18 protein-coding genes and 1 pseudogene are annotated in these 17783 nt (G+C 65.9%); 12 read left to right on the plus strand and 7 right to left on the minus strand.

What is annotated here, in order from left to right; genetic code table 11:
- Positions 1 to 56 precede the first annotated feature (56 nt).
- The 7 genes and pseudogenes from EO141_RS19930 to EO141_RS19960 all read left to right on the plus strand — a co-directional run.
- Positions 57 to 863, plus strand: a complete 807-nt coding sequence (locus EO141_RS19930; RefSeq protein WP_104586348.1) for a M48 family metallopeptidase — start codon at positions 57 to 59, stop codon at positions 861 to 863.
- Between the two features lie 152 nt (positions 864 to 1015).
- Positions 1016 to 2212: a tetratricopeptide repeat protein gene (locus EO141_RS19935; protein ID WP_104586347.1), complete on the plus strand. Its 1197-nt coding sequence runs from the start codon at positions 1016 to 1018 to the stop codon at positions 2210 to 2212.
- A 267-nt stretch (positions 2213 to 2479) separates the two neighbouring features.
- Entirely contained in the window at positions 2480 to 3037 is a 558-nt protein-coding gene (locus EO141_RS19940) for an energy transducer TonB (protein WP_180496974.1), read from the plus strand.
- Positions 3038 to 3122: 85 nt separating this feature from the next.
- Complete coding sequence (gene exbB / locus EO141_RS19945; RefSeq protein ID WP_005912445.1) at positions 3123 to 3884, plus strand: TonB-system energizer ExbB; 762 nt, start codon at positions 3123 to 3125, stop codon at positions 3882 to 3884.
- A gap of 45 nt (positions 3885 to 3929) precedes the next feature.
- Positions 3930 to 4352, plus strand: a complete 423-nt coding sequence (locus EO141_RS19950; protein WP_011035268.1) for a biopolymer transporter ExbD — start codon at positions 3930 to 3932, stop codon at positions 4350 to 4352.
- Positions 4353 to 4355: 3 nt separating this feature from the next.
- Positions 4356 to 4766 carry a biopolymer transporter ExbD gene (locus EO141_RS19955; RefSeq protein ID WP_011035269.1) on the plus strand — a complete coding sequence of 137 codons (411 nt, stop codon included), beginning with the start codon at positions 4356 to 4358 and terminating at the stop codon, positions 4764 to 4766.
- 180 nt (positions 4767 to 4946) lie between these two features.
- A pseudogene (locus EO141_RS19960) lies at positions 4947 to 5183 on the plus strand (biopolymer transporter ExbD); the annotation flags it as partial.
- A 128-nt stretch (positions 5184 to 5311) separates the two neighbouring features.
- Here the strand turns inward: EO141_RS19960 and EO141_RS19965 are convergent.
- The 3 genes from EO141_RS19965 to cls all read right to left on the minus strand — a co-directional run bounded on the left by EO141_RS19965 (position 5312) and on the right by cls (position 7894).
- Entirely contained in the window at positions 5312 to 6079 is a 768-nt protein-coding gene (locus EO141_RS19965; RefSeq protein ID WP_127170068.1) for a pyridoxine 5'-phosphate synthase, read from the minus strand.
- 10 nt (positions 6080 to 6089) lie between these two features.
- Complete coding sequence (locus EO141_RS19970) at positions 6090 to 6359, minus strand: hypothetical protein (protein WP_127170069.1); 270 nt, start codon at positions 6357 to 6359, stop codon at positions 6090 to 6092.
- A gap of 74 nt (positions 6360 to 6433) precedes the next feature.
- Positions 6434 to 7894 carry a cardiolipin synthase gene (gene cls, locus EO141_RS19975; RefSeq protein ID WP_104586248.1) on the minus strand — a complete coding sequence of 487 codons (1461 nt, stop codon included), beginning with the start codon at positions 7892 to 7894 and terminating at the stop codon, positions 6434 to 6436.
- A gap of 136 nt (positions 7895 to 8030) precedes the next feature.
- Between cls and EO141_RS19980 the strand changes: the two genes are divergently transcribed.
- Positions 8031 to 9125 (plus strand): PA0069 family radical SAM protein, encoded by a 1095-nt coding sequence (locus EO141_RS19980; RefSeq protein WP_127170070.1) that lies wholly within the window; start codon positions 8031 to 8033, stop codon positions 9123 to 9125.
- Between the two features lie 97 nt (positions 9126 to 9222).
- Here EO141_RS19980 and EO141_RS19985 read toward each other — a convergent pair whose 3' ends face one another.
- Entirely contained in the window at positions 9223 to 9924 is a 702-nt protein-coding gene (locus tag EO141_RS19985) for a 2OG-Fe(II) oxygenase (RefSeq protein WP_127170177.1), read from the minus strand.
- A gap of 245 nt (positions 9925 to 10169) precedes the next feature.
- Positions 10170 to 11510: an outer membrane protein transport protein gene (locus tag EO141_RS19990; protein ID WP_104586250.1), complete on the minus strand. Its 1341-nt coding sequence runs from the start codon at positions 11508 to 11510 to the stop codon at positions 10170 to 10172.
- 217 nt (positions 11511 to 11727) lie between these two features.
- Between EO141_RS19990 and EO141_RS19995 the strand changes: the two genes are divergently transcribed.
- From EO141_RS19995 to EO141_RS20005, 3 genes are all read left to right on the plus strand, one after another.
- Positions 11728 to 12420, plus strand: a complete 693-nt coding sequence (locus EO141_RS19995; protein ID WP_003482177.1) for a rhomboid family intramembrane serine protease — start codon at positions 11728 to 11730, stop codon at positions 12418 to 12420.
- An 82-nt stretch (positions 12421 to 12502) separates the two neighbouring features.
- Complete coding sequence (locus tag EO141_RS20000; RefSeq protein ID WP_016901574.1) at positions 12503 to 12823, plus strand: DUF1820 family protein; 321 nt, start codon at positions 12503 to 12505, stop codon at positions 12821 to 12823.
- On the plus strand, positions 12823 to 13809 hold the full coding sequence (locus EO141_RS20005) for a D-2-hydroxyacid dehydrogenase family protein (RefSeq protein WP_119130016.1): 987 nt from the start codon (positions 12823 to 12825) through the stop codon (positions 13807 to 13809). Before EO141_RS20000 ends, EO141_RS20005 begins: the two co-directional genes overlap by 1 nt.
- Positions 13810 to 14047: 238 nt before the next feature.
- Here EO141_RS20005 and EO141_RS20010 read toward each other — a convergent pair whose 3' ends face one another.
- Together EO141_RS20010 and EO141_RS20015 are read right to left on the minus strand one after the other, a co-directional pair.
- Complete coding sequence (locus tag EO141_RS20010; protein WP_119127174.1) at positions 14048 to 15577, minus strand: S41 family peptidase; 1530 nt, start codon at positions 15575 to 15577, stop codon at positions 14048 to 14050.
- A 141-nt stretch (positions 15578 to 15718) separates the two neighbouring features.
- Positions 15719 to 17017, minus strand: coding sequence for a peptidoglycan DD-metalloendopeptidase family protein (locus tag EO141_RS20015; RefSeq protein ID WP_206514832.1), 1299 nt, complete (start codon positions 17015 to 17017; stop codon positions 15719 to 15721).
- A gap of 97 nt (positions 17018 to 17114) precedes the next feature.
- On the opposite strand from EO141_RS20015, the gene EO141_RS20020 reads away from it, so the two are divergent.
- On the plus strand, positions 17115 to 17771 hold the full coding sequence (locus EO141_RS20020; protein ID WP_104586254.1) for a hypothetical protein: 657 nt from the start codon (positions 17115 to 17117) through the stop codon (positions 17769 to 17771).
- Positions 17772 to 17783 lie beyond the last annotated feature (12 nt).

The following is a 17783-nucleotide window of genomic DNA, read 5'->3' on the forward strand; positions in this document are numbered from 1 at the left end:
TGACGAAAAGTTAAGACGAGCCTGCCAAAATGCCCCCAGGGTTCAAGGGGGACTGAATGAAAGCCAGGCTGTTGATCGTTGTCGCCGTCTTTGCATTGACGGCATGTGCCACCACAACCTCGCCGACCGGCCGCCGACAGGTGGTGGGAGGCGTCACCCAGGACCAGCTCGACAAGCTTGGCGCAGAGTCCTTCGCGCAGACCAAGGCCAAGGAAAAAGTCAGCACCGACGGCAAGCAGAACGCCTACGTGCAGTGCGTGGTCAATGCGCTGGTCGCGCAGCTGCCGCCGCAGTGGCGCGAGACCCGTTGGGAAACCGCGTTGTTTGTCGATGACGAAGCCAATGCCTTCGCCCTGCCCGGTGGCAAGGTCGGCGTGAACACCGGCATCTTCACCGTCGCCAAGACCCAGGATCAGCTAGCTGCCGTGCTTGGGCACGAGATCGGGCACGTGATCTCGCGCCATCATGAAGAACGCATCACCCGTCAGCTTGGTGCGCAGACCGGCCTGGGTATCATCGGCGCGCTGGCCGGTGCGGCCTATGGCGACGGTGCGGCCAGTGCCGTCAACCAGGTCGGCGGAATGACCGCCCAGACCGTGTTTCTGCTGCCGGGCTCACGGACTCAGGAGAGCGAGGCCGACGTGGTCGGCCAGCGCCTGATGGCCCAGGCCGGCTTCGATCCTGCCCAGGCGGTGACGCTGTGGCAGAACATGATGGCCGCCAGCGGCAACCGCCAGCCGCAGTGGCTGTCCACCCACCCCGACCCGGCCAATCGCATCCGCGAATTGCAGGCAGACGTCGGTCAACTCGAACCCGTTTACCAGCAAGCGCGACAGGACGGACGCGTGCCGCGCTGCGGCTGATCGTGCAGCGCTTACGTACCGAATGTCGCAACACAGCATGGAAACCGTTTTCGGGAACTGAGACTTTCTGCTAACTTTGCCGGCTCAGATTTTTCGTACAGCGTTTATTCCGCTTTCCGTACCGCCCGACGGCGGCTCGTCCGAGGTGAAACATGAAACTGCTCAACCGCAAGCAAGCCCTGTTGTCCCTGTTCATCGCCGCGTCGCTGGGCGGGGCTGTCGTCGCCGATGCGGTCGCGCAGTCGGATCGTTCGTCCGAGCGCGCCAGCCGCAAGTCCAAGGGCAGCGGCAAGGCCGAAGAGTTGTATCCGCAGTCCACCCGCGCCGCGCCGACGATCAAGCCCTCCTCCAAGCTGGGCAGCAAGCTGCAGAAGCTGATCGAAACCTTCAACAAGGGCGAAGACTTCCCGGCCGTGCGTACCCAGGCCGATGAGATCCTGGCCAATGGCTCGGCCAACGAAGCCGACAAGGCGCTGGCGGCGCAGCTGGCCGCCCAGGCGGCGTACAACATGGACGACACCGCCGCTGCCAAGACGTATCTGCAGCAGGCCATCGGCCTCAATGCGCTGGACAACAACGGCCAGTTCCAGTCGATGCTGATGCTGGCGCAGTTGCAGATGCAGGACGATCAGCAGGCCGAAGGCCTGGCAACGCTGGACAAGTATCTGGAAGAGAGCAAGTCGCAGCGCCCGGAAGATCTGATCCTCAAGGGGCAGGCGCTGTACCAGGCAGAGCGCTACAAGGAAGCCATTCCGGTGCTGAAGCAGGCCATCGCCGCCTCGCCCGAGCCGAAGGACACCTGGAACCAGTTGCTGATGGCGGCCTATGCCGAAGCCGGCCAGACCGGTGAGGCGGTGGCCGCTGCCGAAGCGCTCGCCGCCAAGACGCCCAACGACAAGAAGGCCCAGCTCAACCTGGCCAGCATGTATATGCAGGCCGACCAGATGGACAAGGCTGCCGCAGTGATGGACAAGCTGCGCGCGGCCGGGCAGTTGACCGAAGAAAAGGAGTACAAGCAGTTGTATTCCATCTACGCCAACACCGAGAACAAGGAAAAGGACGTCATCGCGGTCATCAATGAAGGTATGCAAAAAGGCATCCTTAAACCCGATTATCAGACATACCTTGCGCTGGCACAGTCGTATTACTACAGCGAAGATGTGCCCAAGGCGATCGAGAATTGGCAAAAGGCCGCACCGCTTTCCAAGGACGGCGAGACCTATCTGAATCTGGCCAAGGTGCTGCATTCGGAAGGTCGCATCCCGGAGGCCAAGCAGGCCGCGCAGCAGGCAATCGCCAAGGGTGTCAAAAAACCTGATGACGCCAAGAAGATCATCAATCTGAAGTAAAAAAGAAAATAAACCCCCGAAATCCCTGTGTTTTTAGTGGTTACAGGACTCGGGATTGGTATAAGCTTGGGGGTTCCTGCGGTGTCAAAGCCGTCCGAAAACCTGGGGATCATCACAGTGATCCGGGGCCCCCACTGAAAGAGCCATTGGCGCATGACGGAACAACTCGTTATCCACAGGCATGACTATGATGCCGGGAACCAGGGTCTGAGCTGGGCCCGCATTATCGGCATTGCTTTTGTAATTGCCCTGCACCTCACTGCACTGATGATGTTGCTGATCCCTGCAGTGGCGCCGAAGGCTCCGGCAGAGAAGGAGCGCACCACCATGGTCACCTTGGTGGATGCACCGCCTCCTCCCCCGCCGCCGCCGCCGCCGCCGCCGCCGGAAGACAAGCCGCCACCGCCGGTCAAGAATCTGTCGCCGCCGAAGCCGTCACCGGTTCCGCCGCCGCCGGAAGCACCGGTCGTCGATGTTCCCGAACCGCGTCCCAGCGATATCGTCACGCCACCGGCGCCGCCGGCTCCACCGGCTCCACCGAGTGACATCGGCGCCAGTGTCGATATCTCGTCCAAGAACATGAACCCGCCGAAGTACCCGCCGGCTGCATTCCGGGCCGGTGTCCAAGGCGAGGTCATCCTGATCGTGGATGTGGATGCCAGCGGCAACGTGACCAACGTGTCGGTCGAAAAGTCCAGCCGCAACCGCGACCTTGACCGTGCCGCGATGGACGCAGCACGCAAGTGGAAGTTCAACGCCTCCACTGTCAACGGGCAGAAAGCCGCCGGACGTGTCCGCGTCCCGGTCAACTTTGCTCTGAACTGATCCCACGGGCCGGCCACGGCCGGCCCAGGATCCTGTCTTCCTTTCGCTCCACCCTTCATCACCACACACAACAAAGGTAAGCGTCATGCTGCAGGAATTCTTTATCGCCGCCGCTGCAGGGGGCTCCAATCCGTCGGCCGCTCTGTCGCAGATGGGCTTCGAGCACTTGATCACCGAAATGACCTCCAGCCCCGGCGATTTCGCCGTGTCCTGGGTCGTCCTGATCACCCTGATCGCCATGTCCGCTGCCTCCTGGTACTGGACCGTCATCAACATCTTCCGCGCCACCCGTCTGAAGAGCGCGGCCGACCGCGTCACCACCGCGTTCTGGGATGCCCCGAATGCACAGGACGCCATCCGTGCCATGGAAGAGCAGCCGGCTTCCGAGCCGTTCTCCAAGATCGCACTGGATGCAGCGCAGGCTGCTGCTCACCACCAGCGCGCCGAAGGCAGCACCGGTGGCCTGGGCGAGAGCCTGAGCCGTTCGGAATTCGTCGATCGCGCCCTGCGTCAGGCCGTGACCCGCGAAAGCACCAAGCTGCAGTCCGGCATGACCCTGCTGGCCACCGTCGGTGCGACCGCGCCGTTCGTCGGTCTGCTCGGTACCGTGTGGGGCATCTACGGCGCGCTGATTAAGATCGGTGCAACCGGTTCGGCCTCCATCGACGCCGTTGCCGGCCCGGTGGGTGAAGCGCTGATCATGACCGCGATCGGTCTGTTCGTCGCCATCCCGGCCGTGTTCGCGTTCAACTTCTTCTCCAAGGTCAACAGCTCGGTGATCGCCAAGTTCGACACCTTCGCCCACGACCTGCACGACTTCTTCGCCACTGGTTCGCGCGTTCGCTAATCCGTAGTAAAGAACGACTTCGCAACGATTTAGACGGAGCCCGTTATGGCCTTCAGTAGTGGAAACAGCGGTGGCCCGATGGCCGACATCAACGTGACGCCCCTCGTGGACGTGATGTTGGTGCTGCTGATCATCTTCATCATTACGGCACCGCTGATGTCCCATAAGGTCAAGGTGGAGCTGCCAGAGGCCAACCTGATCCAGAAGGAAGATGCGGAGAAACGCGCCGCGCCGATCACCCTGGCCGTCAAGGAAGACGGGTCGCTGTACTGGAACGACGAGCCGATTTCCAAGGAAGCCCTGGAATCGCGCCTGTCCACCGCCGCACAGCAGACACCGCAGCCGCCGCTCAACTTGCGTGGCGACCGCACGACCAAGATGCGTACGATCAACGAGATCACCAAGATCGCGCAGGGTCAGGGCATGTTGGACGTCGGCTTCGTCGCAACCAAAGAGAAGGGGCAGTAAGCCATGGCATTCAGTACCGGTGGAAACCGTGGCCCAATGGCCGACATCAACGTCACGCCCCTGGTGGACGTGATGTTGGTGCTGCTGATCATCTTCATCGTGACCGCGCCGATCATGACCTACCCGATCGCCGTGGATCTGCCGCAACGGGTGCTCAACCCGCCACCGCAGACGACCGAACCGCCGCCGCCGATCGAGTTGCGTATCGACGCCAGCAACCAGGTGTTCTGGAACAACAGCCCGACCCCGGTCGCGCAGTTGCAGCAGAAGATGGAAGAAGTGGTGCAGGCCGATCCGACCAATCAGCCGGAACTGCGCATCGATGCCAATGAAGATGCGGAGTACGAGGTGATGGCCAAGGTGCTCGCTGCGGCGAAGAACTCGCAGATGAAGAAAATCGGCTTCATGCAGTAAGACATCGCAACACCGCAACACAACAGTCATGACGCGACTGCAACGCCACCGGAAACGGTGGCGTTTTTTTATGCTCGATCAGGCGACAGCGCTGTGTTGTTGATCATCTTCATCTTCATCGTGCGCGGTTAATCACAGTTGCTCTGTCATAGCGCAGCCGGCAAGCGCTTTCACGGGTCCGAACCGCCTGCACCGATCGCGTTGTGGGTGGACGCCAGCGGCCAGGTGTTCCGGAATGCCAGCCCGGTCACGCTGCAGGAATTCCAGCACAGGTTGATCGAACAGATACGCCAGGCAAGCGGCCATCAGCCGCAGCTGCGCATCGCCGCCAGTGCGGATGGCAAATACGCGGTGATGGCCAAGGCGCTGCATGCGGCCAGGAATACGCAGGTGGATGGCATCAGTTTTGTGCAGTAAATACGCGATTAACTCACCCGGTAAACCAGATGGAAGTCATCGATAACCATCGCATCGGGGGCAGAAAACCTGCTCCGATACAATGCCCGGTAACGACGCTGCACATTTATATACTCCGCTTGATTATCTCAAGCGTCGATCGATGCGCCGCGCAGTATCCCCAGATAGGCGCGTACCGTCACATCCAGGCCTTGATACAAGGCCTCGCTGATCAATGCATGGCCGATCGAGACTTCCAGCACGCCCGGGACGGCGCCGAGAAAGTCACCGAGATTGGCCTGCGACAGATCATGACCGGCATTGACGCCAAGACCTGCCGCGGCTGCGCGTTGTGCAACGTCGGAAAACAGCTTGAATGCAGCACTTGGCTGGCCGCTCAGATGCGCCTGCGCATAGGGGCCGGTGTACAACTCGATACGGTCTGCACCCAGTACCGCCGCTTGCGCAATATCGGGATTGCCTGCATCGACAAACAGGCTGACGCGCGCGCCGATTGCCTTGAACGAGGCAATCAGCGCGGCGAGTTGGGTGGTGTCCTGCGCAAAATCGAACCCGTGGTCGGACGTCAGTTGTCCATCGCCATCCGGTACCAGGGTGACCTGCTCGGGCCGCGTGGCACGACATAACGCCAGCAGACCCGGATAACCGTCGCGCGGTGGCGCAAACGGATTGCCCTCGATATTGAATTCGACGCCGTGCTCGCGCGTCAGCGCGCTCAGTGCCAGCACATCATCGGCGCGGATATGCCGCTGGTCCGGGCGCGGGTGCACGGTGATACCGTGCGCGCCGGCGGCAATGCAGGTGCGGGCGGCCTGCACCACATCCGGGTCGTGGCCGCCGCGGGAATTGCGCAACACCGCGATCTTGTTGACGTTGACGCTGAGCTGGGTGGTCACTGCGTCGGTCTCAGGCCTGCGGCTCGCCATCACGGGTGGCGTCGAGTGCGGCGGCCTTGCGGGCTTCGGCAATCTCGCGCAGGCGGCGCAGCTCGGCCGGGTCGATCAGGCTGCTGGTGTCGCGCTGGGCATCGCCCATGCGCGAGGCGAACCAACCGCGCGTCCACAGCAACAGCAACAGCAGTGCCACCAGCAGCGAAGCCACCAGCAACCACACGTGCGGCGTGCTGAAGGCCAGCACCAGCGCACCCAACGCCATAAGCAGAAACAGCCAGTGCATGACGAGCTCCCCGATCAGTGGCGGCAGTGTAGCGCCGCGCCCGGCACGGTTCCACGTGGGCACGGCGATGCGGGTCACAGCAGCGGGGACAGCAGCCGTGCGCAGGCTTCGGGCAGCCGAGAGCGCCACAACGGTCGATGGCGGACAAAGCGCACTTCCTGCGCGTGCTGCAGGTCGGCGTCGATCAAGCCGGCCAGTTCGGCCGCGACCGCCTGGTCGCGGAACAGCATCGACAGCTCGAAGTTCAGGCGAAAGCTGCGGCTGTCGAAATTGGCGCTGCCGACGATGCAGACGTCGTCGTCGGCCAGCAGCGCCTTGGTGTGCAGCATGCGCGGGCCATATTCGTAGATGCGCACGCCGGCCTCGAGCAGCTCGTCGAAATACGAACGCGCCGCGTAGGTGACCAGACGCGAGTCGCTGACGCGCGGCACCAGCAGGCGCACGTCCAGGCCGCCCAATGCGGCCGAGGTCAGCGCCATGCGCGCGGCCTCGCCGGGAACGAAGTACGGCGTGACCAGCCAGACCCGATGCCGGGCTTCGTGAATCGCAGCGACCATCAGCCGGTGGATGGACTCCCACGAGGAATCCGGCCCGGAGATCAGCACCTGCGCGTCGACATCGCCCTGCGCGCGGCTTGGCACGTCCTCGGGCCAGAGCTGCTGGCCGTGGAAGGCGGCGCGGCCCTGCCCGGTGGCGTAGAGCCAGTCTTCCAGGAACACCAGCTGCAGGCTGCGCACCACGTGGCCCTGCAGGCGCACGTGCAGGTCGCGATAGGCATCGCTGCGGACCTGCTCGTTCTCTTCGTCGGTGACGTTGATGCCGCCGGTGAAGCCGATCCTGCCGTCGACCACGACCACCTTGCGGTGGGTACGCAGGTTCAGCCACGGCCGCTTGAACGGCTTGAGCAACTGGGATGGATGGAACCAGGCGGTCTCCACGCCGGCCGCACGCAGCGTCCGCAAGCTGCGCCGGGTCATCGCCGACGAGCCCACCGCATCCATCAGCAGGCGCACCTTGACGCCGGCGCGTGCGCGCTCCATCAGCGCATCGCAGATCGCGGTGCCGCTGTGGTCGGGCTGGAAGATGTAGTACTCCAGATGGATGTGGTCGCGCGCGCCGCGGATGGCCTCGATGATGGCCGCATAGGTGGCCGCGCCATCCACCAGCCAGTGCACCTCGGTGGCGCTGCTGGGGGCCAGGCCGGTGGTGGACTGGGCGATCTTGGCCAGCTCGGTGCAGTCTGCGTCCGGCGGGCAGACGCTGCTATAGCTCTCCATGCCCGAGCGCGAGCGGCCGCGCCGCAGCCGCTGGCGTTTGACTTTCTGCGGGCCGAGCCAGTAGTAGATCAGCAGGCCCAGGTACGGCAGCGCGGCCAGCGACAGCACCCAGCTGAGCGTGGCCACCGGCTCGCGCTTCTGCAGCACGATCCAGCTGGCGATCCACAGCAGGTACAGCACATAGGCGGCCAGGAGTAGCGCTTCGAGGTGGGGAACGGTGGCCAGCCGATCCCACGCGCCCTGTACGGATGCGAGCATGCGCGGATTCTACGGGCCGCACGCGCCGCTGCGATGACCGGGCGACCAACACGATCGCCGCGCCGGGCCTGAAAGCTTCATCGTGGCGCTGCGCGTGGTCGCATTGCCTGAGACCTGCCGGCCGTACGATGACGCGATGGCAACTGCGATCAAGGGCCGCGGTGCGACCGGCCACTTCCCCGGACGCTTCGAAACCACCACCCAGCAGGCAGTGGACGATGGCTGGTACGCCGACGACAGCGAGGAGTTCGCCGCGCCGGCGTTACGCACGCAGGTCACCGAGGAAACCGCGCGCAGCATCATCAGCCGCAATCAATCGCCGGACATCGGCTTCTCGCAATCGGTCAATCCGTACCGTGGCTGCGAGCATGGCTGCAGTTACTGCTTTGCGCGGCCCTCGCATGCCTATCTCAACCTGTCGCCCGGGCTGGATTTCGAGACCAAGCTGTTCGCCAAGACCAATGCACCGGAGCTGCTGCGGCGCGAACTGTCGCGCCCGGGCTATGTGCCCAGCCCGATCGCGCTGGGCATCAACACCGATGCGTATCAGCCGATCGAGCGCAAACGCGCACTGACGCGGCGCCTGATCGAGGTGCTGTGGGAGACCCGGCACCCGTTCACGCTGATCACCAAGAATGCGTTGGTCACGCGCGATCTGGATCTGCTCGCACCGCTGGCACGCGAGGGCCTGGTCAACGTGCATTTTTCGGTGACCACGCTGGACCCGCATCTGTCGGCCAGGCTGGAACCGCGTGCGTCCGCACCGCACGCCCGCCTGCGCGCGATGCGGGCACTGCACGAGGCCGGCGTGCCGGTCGGGGTGATGGCCGCGCCGGTGATCCCGTGGATCAACGACCATGCGCTGGAGGCGATCCTGCAGGCCGCGTCGGATGCCGGCGCGCACAGTGCCGGCTACGTGCTGCTGCGGCTGCCACACGAAGTGGCGCCGCTGTTCCGCGACTGGTTGCAGACCCATCACCCGCAACGCGCTGCGCATGTGATGAGCACGATCCAGCAACTGCGCGGCGGCAAGGACTACGACAGCGCCTTCGGCGCACGCATGCGCGGCCAAGGCGTGTACGCGGAGTTGCTGGCACGCCGCTTCGCCCTGGCCCACCGCCGCAGCGGTTTCGACGCGCGCGCCATGCCGGCGTTGGACACCGGCAAGTTCCGGCGCCCTGCTCCACCGGCCAAGCCGGTACCGCAATCGCCGCAGGGCAGTCTGTTCTAGCGGCGGGAAGTCGGGAATGGAGAATCGGGAATCGGAACAGCAAGAGCCGCGCTGTTGCGAATTGCTGTTGCCGTTGCGATTCCCTACTCCCGATTCCCTATTCCCCGCCGTACAAGGCGCTTGCCGACTGGAACAGGATCCAGCTGGTGGCAATGAACTTGTCGCCGCCGACCGGGCGGTTGCCGCGGTGGGTGTGGGTGAAGGCGGTGGGGGCGACCAGCAGGCTGCCGGTGCGCGGGCGGGCCTTGCGCTGCTGGAACAGGAATTCGGTTTCGCCCTGTTCGAACTCCTCGTTTAGGTACAGCGTCCACAGCAGATGGCGGTGCAGCGTGTCGGCGCTGGCATCGCGTGGATACAGTTCGCAATGCCAGTACGGATAGCCGCCCTGGTCGGCGGTGTACCACTGCAGGTTGATCGCGCCCGGGCGCAGGCAGGTGCGGGCCAGGTCGCCCAACGCCTGGTCGCTCATCTGCACGATGTCCTCGGCCACCAGCCGGTGCGGGCTGCCGTCGGCGGTGGTGACCTGCAGCATCAGCGGTGAAATCAGGGCTTGTGGATACTGCCGCAGGTAGGTCAGCACGCCTTCGAACACGGCCTTTTGCAGGCGGTTTTCCACCGCGGCCCATTCGGCCACGCCGCTGATGCGCAGGTCGCGGCTGTGCTTGAGTTCGGGAAACACGCCGCTGCCCACGCGCCCCGGTTGCAGTTGCTGGCTGGCGCGCATGCGCTGCACGATGGCGGCGCAATCCTCGCGCGAGACGGCGTTGTCGGTGATCTGGATGAAGTCGGGTTGGTCCATGCGCACGACCATAGCAATCCACGCTGCCGCCTGCACGGCGCGCCCGGCGGCGTAGACGGCCTCGGTCAACGCGTTGCCATGAGGCATCGCCACTGCGTGGCTCGGCGTTGCGTCGCCCAGAAAGACAGTGCCTCGGCCCGCCTATGCACGCCATGCCGGCAACGCAGATGGCGGCGTGCGCAAGGCAGCAACGAAAAAACCCCGCCGAAGCGGGGTTTTTCGTTACACGCGTGGTGCTACGACGATCAGAACTTGTAGTTGACCGAAGCGGCCAGCACGTCGCCCTTCACCTTGTAGCTGCCCGCCAGACGGTCGCCGGTGGCGCTGACGGTGTCGCTGGTCGGGTCGCTGGTGAACAGGTGGGTGTAACCGAAGTTGTATTCGGCCTGCTGCGACGGACGCCAGCTCAGACCCAGCGAGACCCACTTGCGGCTCGCATCCGGCACGCGCACGTCGCGGTGCTCGGCAGTGGTCGGGGTCTGGTCGTAGGCCAGGCCGCCACGCAGGGTCAGCGTCTCGCTCATGCGGTAATCGGCACCGATCGAGGCGAAGGTGGTGTCGCGGTAGGAGAAGTCCAGCACGGTGTTGGGCTGGTTGGAGGCGAAGTCCAGCGTGACCTGGTCGAACTTGCTCCAGGCGGTGCGCGTGACGTCGGCCATGATCGACCACTGCTCGTTCACGTTGTGGGTGAAGCTGGCCGTGGCACTGGCCGGCAACTTCACGGTTGCACGGCCGCTGGTGTCGATGAAGGTGCCTGGTGCTGCATTTGCGAAGACCGCAGCGGCGCCGCCGGGCATGGTGAAATCGACGTCCGCGCCGGTGATCTTGTGCTCCACTTCCGAGCGGTAGCTGAAACCGATGTGGGTGTTCTCATCGATACTGAACAGGCCGCCGAGGGTGAAGCCCACTTCAGTGCTGTGGCCCTTCATCTTCAGCGCGCCATCGGCATTGCCCGGTGCGAAACCCGGCACCCGCGAGCGCGCCAGGATCGAACCGGCGTCCACTGCGTTGCGCAGTTCGATATCCAGGCGCTCGGCGAACACCGACGCACCGAAGGACACGTACGGGTTCACGTCGTAGGAGAACGCGACGTTGAAATCGATCGCCTGCAGCTCGGTCTTGGTGCCGTGGTAACGGCCGACCCAGTTGCTGTCGTATTCGGTCTTGAAGCCGAACGGCACGGTCAGCGAGGTACCCAGGTGCATGTTGTCGTTCTCGCCGAACGGCACATGGAAGTACATCGCCGGGACCGGCGCGATCATGCCGGCATCGCCGCCATTGCCGCCGGAGACCGGGGCGCCATTGGCGTAGGTGGCGGTGTCGGGCTGGAACTTGGCCGAGAAGCTGATGGCGCTGACGTCGGCCTGGAACAGGCGACCGTCCAGCTGGCGCATGCCGGCCGGGTTGTTGGCGATGATCGAGGCATCGTCCGGGGCGCTGCCGGAACCTGCGAAGGCGCGGCCAAGACCCTTGGCGCTGTTTTCCTTCAGCTGGAAGGCGGCGCCGTGGGCCTGGCCAACGGCCAATACGCCGGCGATACCGACGGCCAACAGGGTGGCGCGGCTGAGAGTGGAAGCGGTAGACATAAGATGGTGCTCTCCGGATAAAGACTGCAGTGGTCGGTACAGCGCCCGCGCCCAGCGCCAAGTGGCTGCTGGAGCGCGCCGGAGACCCCCCCCCGACATACGACGCCGTACGCAGTATACCCACCACAATTAACCGAACAATAACGAAGCGCGTATTGATCGGCCGGACAGGTTAGGGGTGGGTTCAGGAGCGTGAACCCGCTAGAGTGCCACTCCGATGTTCGTCTCCCTCCCCTCCCGCAAGAAACCCACCCCGCGCTGGGCGGTGCCGTTGCTGTTCGCCACCGTCTGGCTGGCCTATCTGTGGTCGATCAGCCGGCCCGGTGAGGCGCGCAACACGCTGTGGCTGGACTGGGGCGCGCTGTCCAGTGGCGTGTCCAACCTGGGCGATTGGTGGGCGACGCTGCGTGACGGCAGCGTGCTGCGGCTGTTCACCGCGCTGTTCCTGCATGCGGACTGGTCGCACCTGCTCGGCAACCTGGTGTTCCTGCTGATCTTCGGGCTGCCGGCCGAGCGCATTCTCGGGCCATGGCGCCTGCTGCTGCTGTTCCTGGTCGGCGGCGCGGCCTCCAACCTGGCGGCGATCTTCGCGATCGGCACGCCGGACCGGGTGATCATCGGTGCCTCCGGCGCGGTGTCGGCATTGATCGGCACCTATCTGGCGCTGTTTCCCGGCGCCAAGCTGGGCGTGGTGCTGCCGCTGGGGGTGTTTCTGGAATTCATCCGCGTGCCGGCGCCGTTGCTGATCGGCGCCTGGGCGCTGCTGCAGGTGGTGTTCGCCTACATCGGCCCGGCCTTCGGCATGGTGGCGTGGTCGGCGCATATCGCCGGGTTCGTGTTCGGCATCGTCTACGGGCTGTACGTGCGCGCGGCGATCGCGCGGCGGCTGCGCAAGCGCCACGGCTTCTAGCGCGGCGCCAACGGGGCAAGGCGCCCCCGGGCGCAGTGATGCGCGGCCGCGCGCTGCATAGTGGCGCGCCTATAATCGCCGCATGTCCAAGCCTCTGTACAAAGTCACCTTCCTCAATCACGGCAAGGTCTACGAGCTCTACGCCCGCCAGGTCACCGGCAGCCATCTGTGGGGGTTCAACCAGATCGGCGAGCTGGTGTTCGACGTGCACGACGGGCTGGTGGTCGATCCCACCGAAGAGCGCCTGCGCGAAGAGTTCGGCAACACCAAGACGCTGCACCTGCCGATGCAGAGCATCGTGCGCATCGAGGAAGTCGAGAAGAAGGGCCAGTCGGTGATCCGCGACGCCACCACCGGCGACAAGGTGGTCACGCCGTTCCCGTTGCCGACCAAGCCGCGCTGATGCGCATCCTGGTGCCCGACGATTACCAGGGCGCCGTGCGTCACCTGCCCTGCCTGCAGCGCCTGCACGGCCACGATGTGCAGGTGCTGGGCGCGCTGGCCACCGATCCCAACGAATGGGCCGAGCGGCTGGTCGAAGCCGATGCGCTGGTGCTGATCCGCGAGCGCACCCGCGTGGACGCCACGCTGTTGCGGCGGCTGCCGCGCCTGAAGTTGATCAGCCAGACCGGTCGCATCGGCGCGCACGTGGACGTGGCCGCGTGCACCGAATTCGGGGTGGCGGTGGCCGAAGGCGTCGGCTCGCCGGTGGCGCCGGCCGAACTGACCTGGGCCCTGATCCTGTCGGCCAGCCGGCGCCTGAGCGAGTACCAGCGCGCGCTGCACCAGGGCCGTTGGCAGGCGCTGGGCGATCCCGGCCTGGGACGCGGAGTGCACGGGCGCACCCTGGGCATCTGGAGTTATGGGCGGATCGGCCAGCGCGTGGCCGGCTTCGGGCGTGCGTTCGGCATGCAGGTGCTGGTCTGGGGCGGCGACGCCTCGTGCGCACAGGCCGCGCGCGACGGCTTCGCCATCGCCGGCAGCCGCGAGGAACTGTTCGAACGCAGCGATGTGCTGTCGCTGCATCGGCGCCTGACCGCGCAAACCCGCCATCAGGTCGGTGCGCAGGATCTGGCGCGGATGCGCCCGGATGCGTTGCTGGTCAACACCAGCCGCGCCGAGCTGATCGCGCCCGGCGCCTTGCTGGCCGCGCTGGATGCGGGCCGGCCGGCGCAGGCGGCGGTGGATGTGTTCGAGCGCGAACCGGTGCTGGATGCACGCGATCCGTTGCTGCAACACCCGCGCGTGCTGGCGACGCCGCATCTGGGCTACGTGGAAAGCGACAGCTACGCGCTGTACTTCGAAGCGGCGTTCGACAACGTGCTGGCCTTTGCCGCCGGTGCGCCGCGCAATCTGGTCAATCCCGAGGCGCTGGCGGTAGCGCGGTAACGCTGGTTTGACGTGGTGATCGCGTGTTCGGGAAGGCTTGTCGCGACCGGGGTCGCTCCTACAAAAGCATTGGCGCTCGATAGTGCCTCGCTGCGGCAAAGCCCTGGGTCGAGGTCAAACCTGGCCTGCGCTGTGGCAAATGGATGATTGAGGAAGGCGTGCAAATGCGTTGCAGGGCCGCGCGTATCGATCGCGCCGGGCGCGCAGCGGGTGATGCACCCGCTGCGCTGTAGCCGGATTACTTGACCGGTTCGGCCGGCTTGGGCTTGTCCGCAGGCGCAGCCGGTTGGGTCGGTTCGGCCGGCGTGGCCGGCTTGGCCTTTTCCGCCGGTTCGCTTGGCTTGTCGGCAGGCTTGGGCTTGTCGGCCGCTGCCGGGCGCGCGGCAGGCGGCTTGGGGTCGGCCGCAGGCTTGGCAGCCTTGGCCTTCTGCGCTGCCTGCGCCTTGGCTTTGAGCGCGGCTTGCGCCTTGGCCGCCGAGCCGGGCTGCTTGAGCTCGGCCAGCGCGGCGGCGATCGGGCCATCGCCCGGCAAGACGTCGCCGGCGCTGTAGCCCTCCTCGCCTTCGGCATCGCCACGCAGATGGCCCGGCAGCGTGGCTTCGCTGAAGTCGGTCAGGCTGGCCGGCACATCGGCGTCGCCCGGTTGCGGTTCCGGGGTGAGCAGCACTTCCGGCACGATGCCGCTGGCCTGGATCGACTTGCCGCTGGGCGTGTAATAGCGCGCGGTGGTCAGCTTGACCGAGTCGCCGTTGTCCAGCGGCAGCACGGTCTGCACCGAGCCCTTGCCGAAGGTGCGGCTGCCGATGATGCGCGCGCGCTGGTTGTCGCGTAGCGCTCCGGCCAGCACTTCCGACGCGCTGGCCGAGCCGGCGTCCACCAGCACCACCACCGGTGCGCCGCCGAGCAAATCGCCTGGGGTGGCATCGAACTTGGCATCGCTGATGGAGATGCGCCCGCGCGTGCTGACGATGTTGCCCTTGTCGAGCAGATCGTCGGCCACCTGCACCGCCGAGGTCAGCAGGCCGCCGGGGTTGCTGCGCAGGTCCAGCACCAGGCCGCGCAACTTGCCGCCGGCCTGCAGCTGCTTGAGGTTCTTCTGGAAATCGGCACCGGTGTCGGCCTGGAAGGTGCTGATGCGGATGTAGCCATAGCCCGGTTCCAGCAGCTTGCTGCGCACGCTGGCCACGCGGATGGTCTCGCGCTGCAGGGTGACGTCGAACGGCTTGGGCGCCTTGTCGCGCACGATGGTCAGCACGACCTTGCTGCCGGATTCGCCACGCAGCGGTTCCATCGCCTTGCTGGCGTCGATCGGCTTGCCGTCGATGGCCACGATGACGTCGCCGGCGCGGATGCCGGCACGCGCGGCCGGGGTGTCGTCGATCGGCGCAATCACCTTGAGCGTGTTGTCCTGCTGCTGCAGCAATTCCACGCCGATGCCGTCGTAGGCGCCGGTGGCCTGCTCGTCGAAGGCTTCGGCATCTTCCTTGTCGAAATAGGTGCTGTGCGGGTCCAGGTCCGAGAGCAGGCCGCGCACCGCCGCGTGCATCAGCTTCTTGTCTTCGACCGGGTCGACGTAGGCCTGCTTGACCGCGTTGTACACCGCCACGAAGCGGCGGATCTCGTCCAGCGGCACCTTGGACACGGCGGCTTCGTTGGCTTCCGGATCGTCCGCAGTGGCCTGGGCGGCGGCGGGACTGGCTTTCTGCGCCCAACCGGGTGAGGCGAACAACGCCAGCGACAGGGCAACGGACAGGACGGCTACGCGCATGAAGCACTCCGACAAAGAGATAAGACGCCCCGCAACGGAGCGGCCTGGATTATGCGCGAAGCGGCGGTAAATCCGCGTTGACTTGGCAGGGCCGGGTCGGGCCACGGTCATGCACCGGCGCGCGCGTGGCCTGGGTGGGGCTCAGCGGCGCTGCAACCAGCTCGACGGATCCACCGGCTGCCCGTTGCGCCGCAGTTCGAAGTACAGCGCCGGCACGCCCTGCCCGCCCGAGCTGCCGACCTTGGCCACCGCCTCGCCGCGCTTGATCGACGCGCCGGCGTCGCGCAACAGCGTGTCGTTGTGCGCGTACAGGCTCATATAGCCGTTGCCGTGGTCCACGATCAGGATCATGCCGTAGCCGGTCATCCAGTCGGAGAACACCACCGTGCCATCGGCCACCGCGGTGACCGTGCTGCCCTTGGGCGCGCCGATCAGCACGCCCTTGCTGGTATGGCCGTCCGGCAAGGGGGCATTGAAGCGCGCCAGCAGGTTGCCCGACACCGGCCAGCTCAGGCCGCCGACCTTGGGGGCCGGCGCGCTGGCGATGACCTTGGGCGGGGTCTTGCCGGGACGCTCGGGGCGCTCCGTATTGCCACGCTTTGCCTGCGCGGCGGCTTCGGCGGCGGCGCGCTTGGCGGCCGCGCGCCGTTCGGCCTCGGCCTTGGCGGCGGCCGCGCGCAGGTTGGCGAGCAGCTGCTCCAGCGACCTGGCGTCCTGGCCCAGGGCTTTTTCGCGTTCGGCGCGTTGTTTATAGCGGTCGTCCAGCTGCGCGACGGTCGCTGCCTGTTGCGAGCGATCCTTCTGCAGCAACGCGGCCTGCGCCTTTTGCTGCGCACGCGCCGCATCCAGCGCCTGGCGCCGGCTGGCGATGTCCTGCTCCACCTTGGCCAGCGCATCCAGCTGCGTGGTCAACGTCTGGATGCGCTGCGCACGTGCGTTCTGCACATAGCGGTGATCGGCCAGCATGCGCGTGGCATCGCCGACGGTGTCCTGCGACAACAGCACCTTCAACGGCGCGTTGCGGCCGACCTGGTCGGCGGCGCGCAACAACGCGGCCAGCTGCACGCGCTGGTTCTGCAGGCCGCGCTGCAACTGCGCACGGTCCTGCTGCAGCTTGCCCAGATGCTGTTCCTGCTCGCGCATCGCCGATTCGGTCTCGCTCAATGCACGCGAGGTCCTGGCCACCTTCTCATCGGCCTGGCGCAACTGCTGGGCGGCATTGCCGCGCTTGCCTTCCAGCGCGCGGCGGTCGGCGCTGATGGTCTTGAGTTCGTCGCGCAGCTGCTGCAATTTGCGCTCGGCCTCGCGCTGGCTCTGCGCGCCCGCCCCGGTGCTGCCCAGCAGCGCACAGGCCAGCACGGTCACCGCCAGCCACGCGCGTGGGCGGCCGGTGGCGGGGGCAAGCGGCAGGCGCGATCGCGGTGCGGGCGACAGGGGCAACGAAAGGTCCAATGACTTCAGGCAGGTGCGCGATTGTAGCCAAGCATGGTGTGATCGCCGCCACGCCCAAGACAGCCGCCGCCGCGCAAGGTTCAGCATGAAAGCCCAGCATCTCGTTCTGGCGTTGTCCCTGGTCTGCGCAAGTGCCTGGGCCGACGAGGACATCAGCAAGGTCAACGGCCGCATCAGCGCCGAGGCCGGCAAGGTCTATGGCGGGCTGGATACCGTCAACGGTTCCATCGAGATCGGCGCCGGCGCGCAGACCCGCAGCGTGGAAACGGTCAACGGCAGCATCCAGATCGGCGACAACGCCCGCACCGGCGATGTCTCCACGGTCAATGGCGCGATCACGCTGGGCCAGAAGGTGGTGGTGTCCGGCGGGCTGGAGACGGTCAACGGCAGCGTGCTGGTGGAACGCGGCAGCCGGATCAGCGGCGGCGTGGAAACGGTCAATGGCAGTATCGGCCTGGTGGAAACCGAGCTGGGCAAGGGCATCGAGACCGTCAACGGCGACATCACCGTCGGGGTGCGCTCGCATGTGCGTGGCGGGATCGAGGTCACCAAGCCGAATTTCAGCTTCTCGTTCAAGCCTGCGCGCAAGCCGCGGGTGGTGATCGGCCCGGATGCGGTGGTCGATGGCCCGCTGGAGTTCGAGCGCGAGGTCAGCCTGTACGTGCACCGCACCGCGAAGATCGGCGCAGTGACCGGCGCCACCGCGCGCAGCTTCGACAGCGACGTGGCACCCAGGGACTGACGCCCCGACCAC

Source organism: Xanthomonas sp. BRIP62415 (genome assembly GCF_003993515.1).
Lineage (GTDB): Bacteria > Pseudomonadota > Gammaproteobacteria > Xanthomonadales > Xanthomonadaceae > Xanthomonas > Xanthomonas euroxanthea.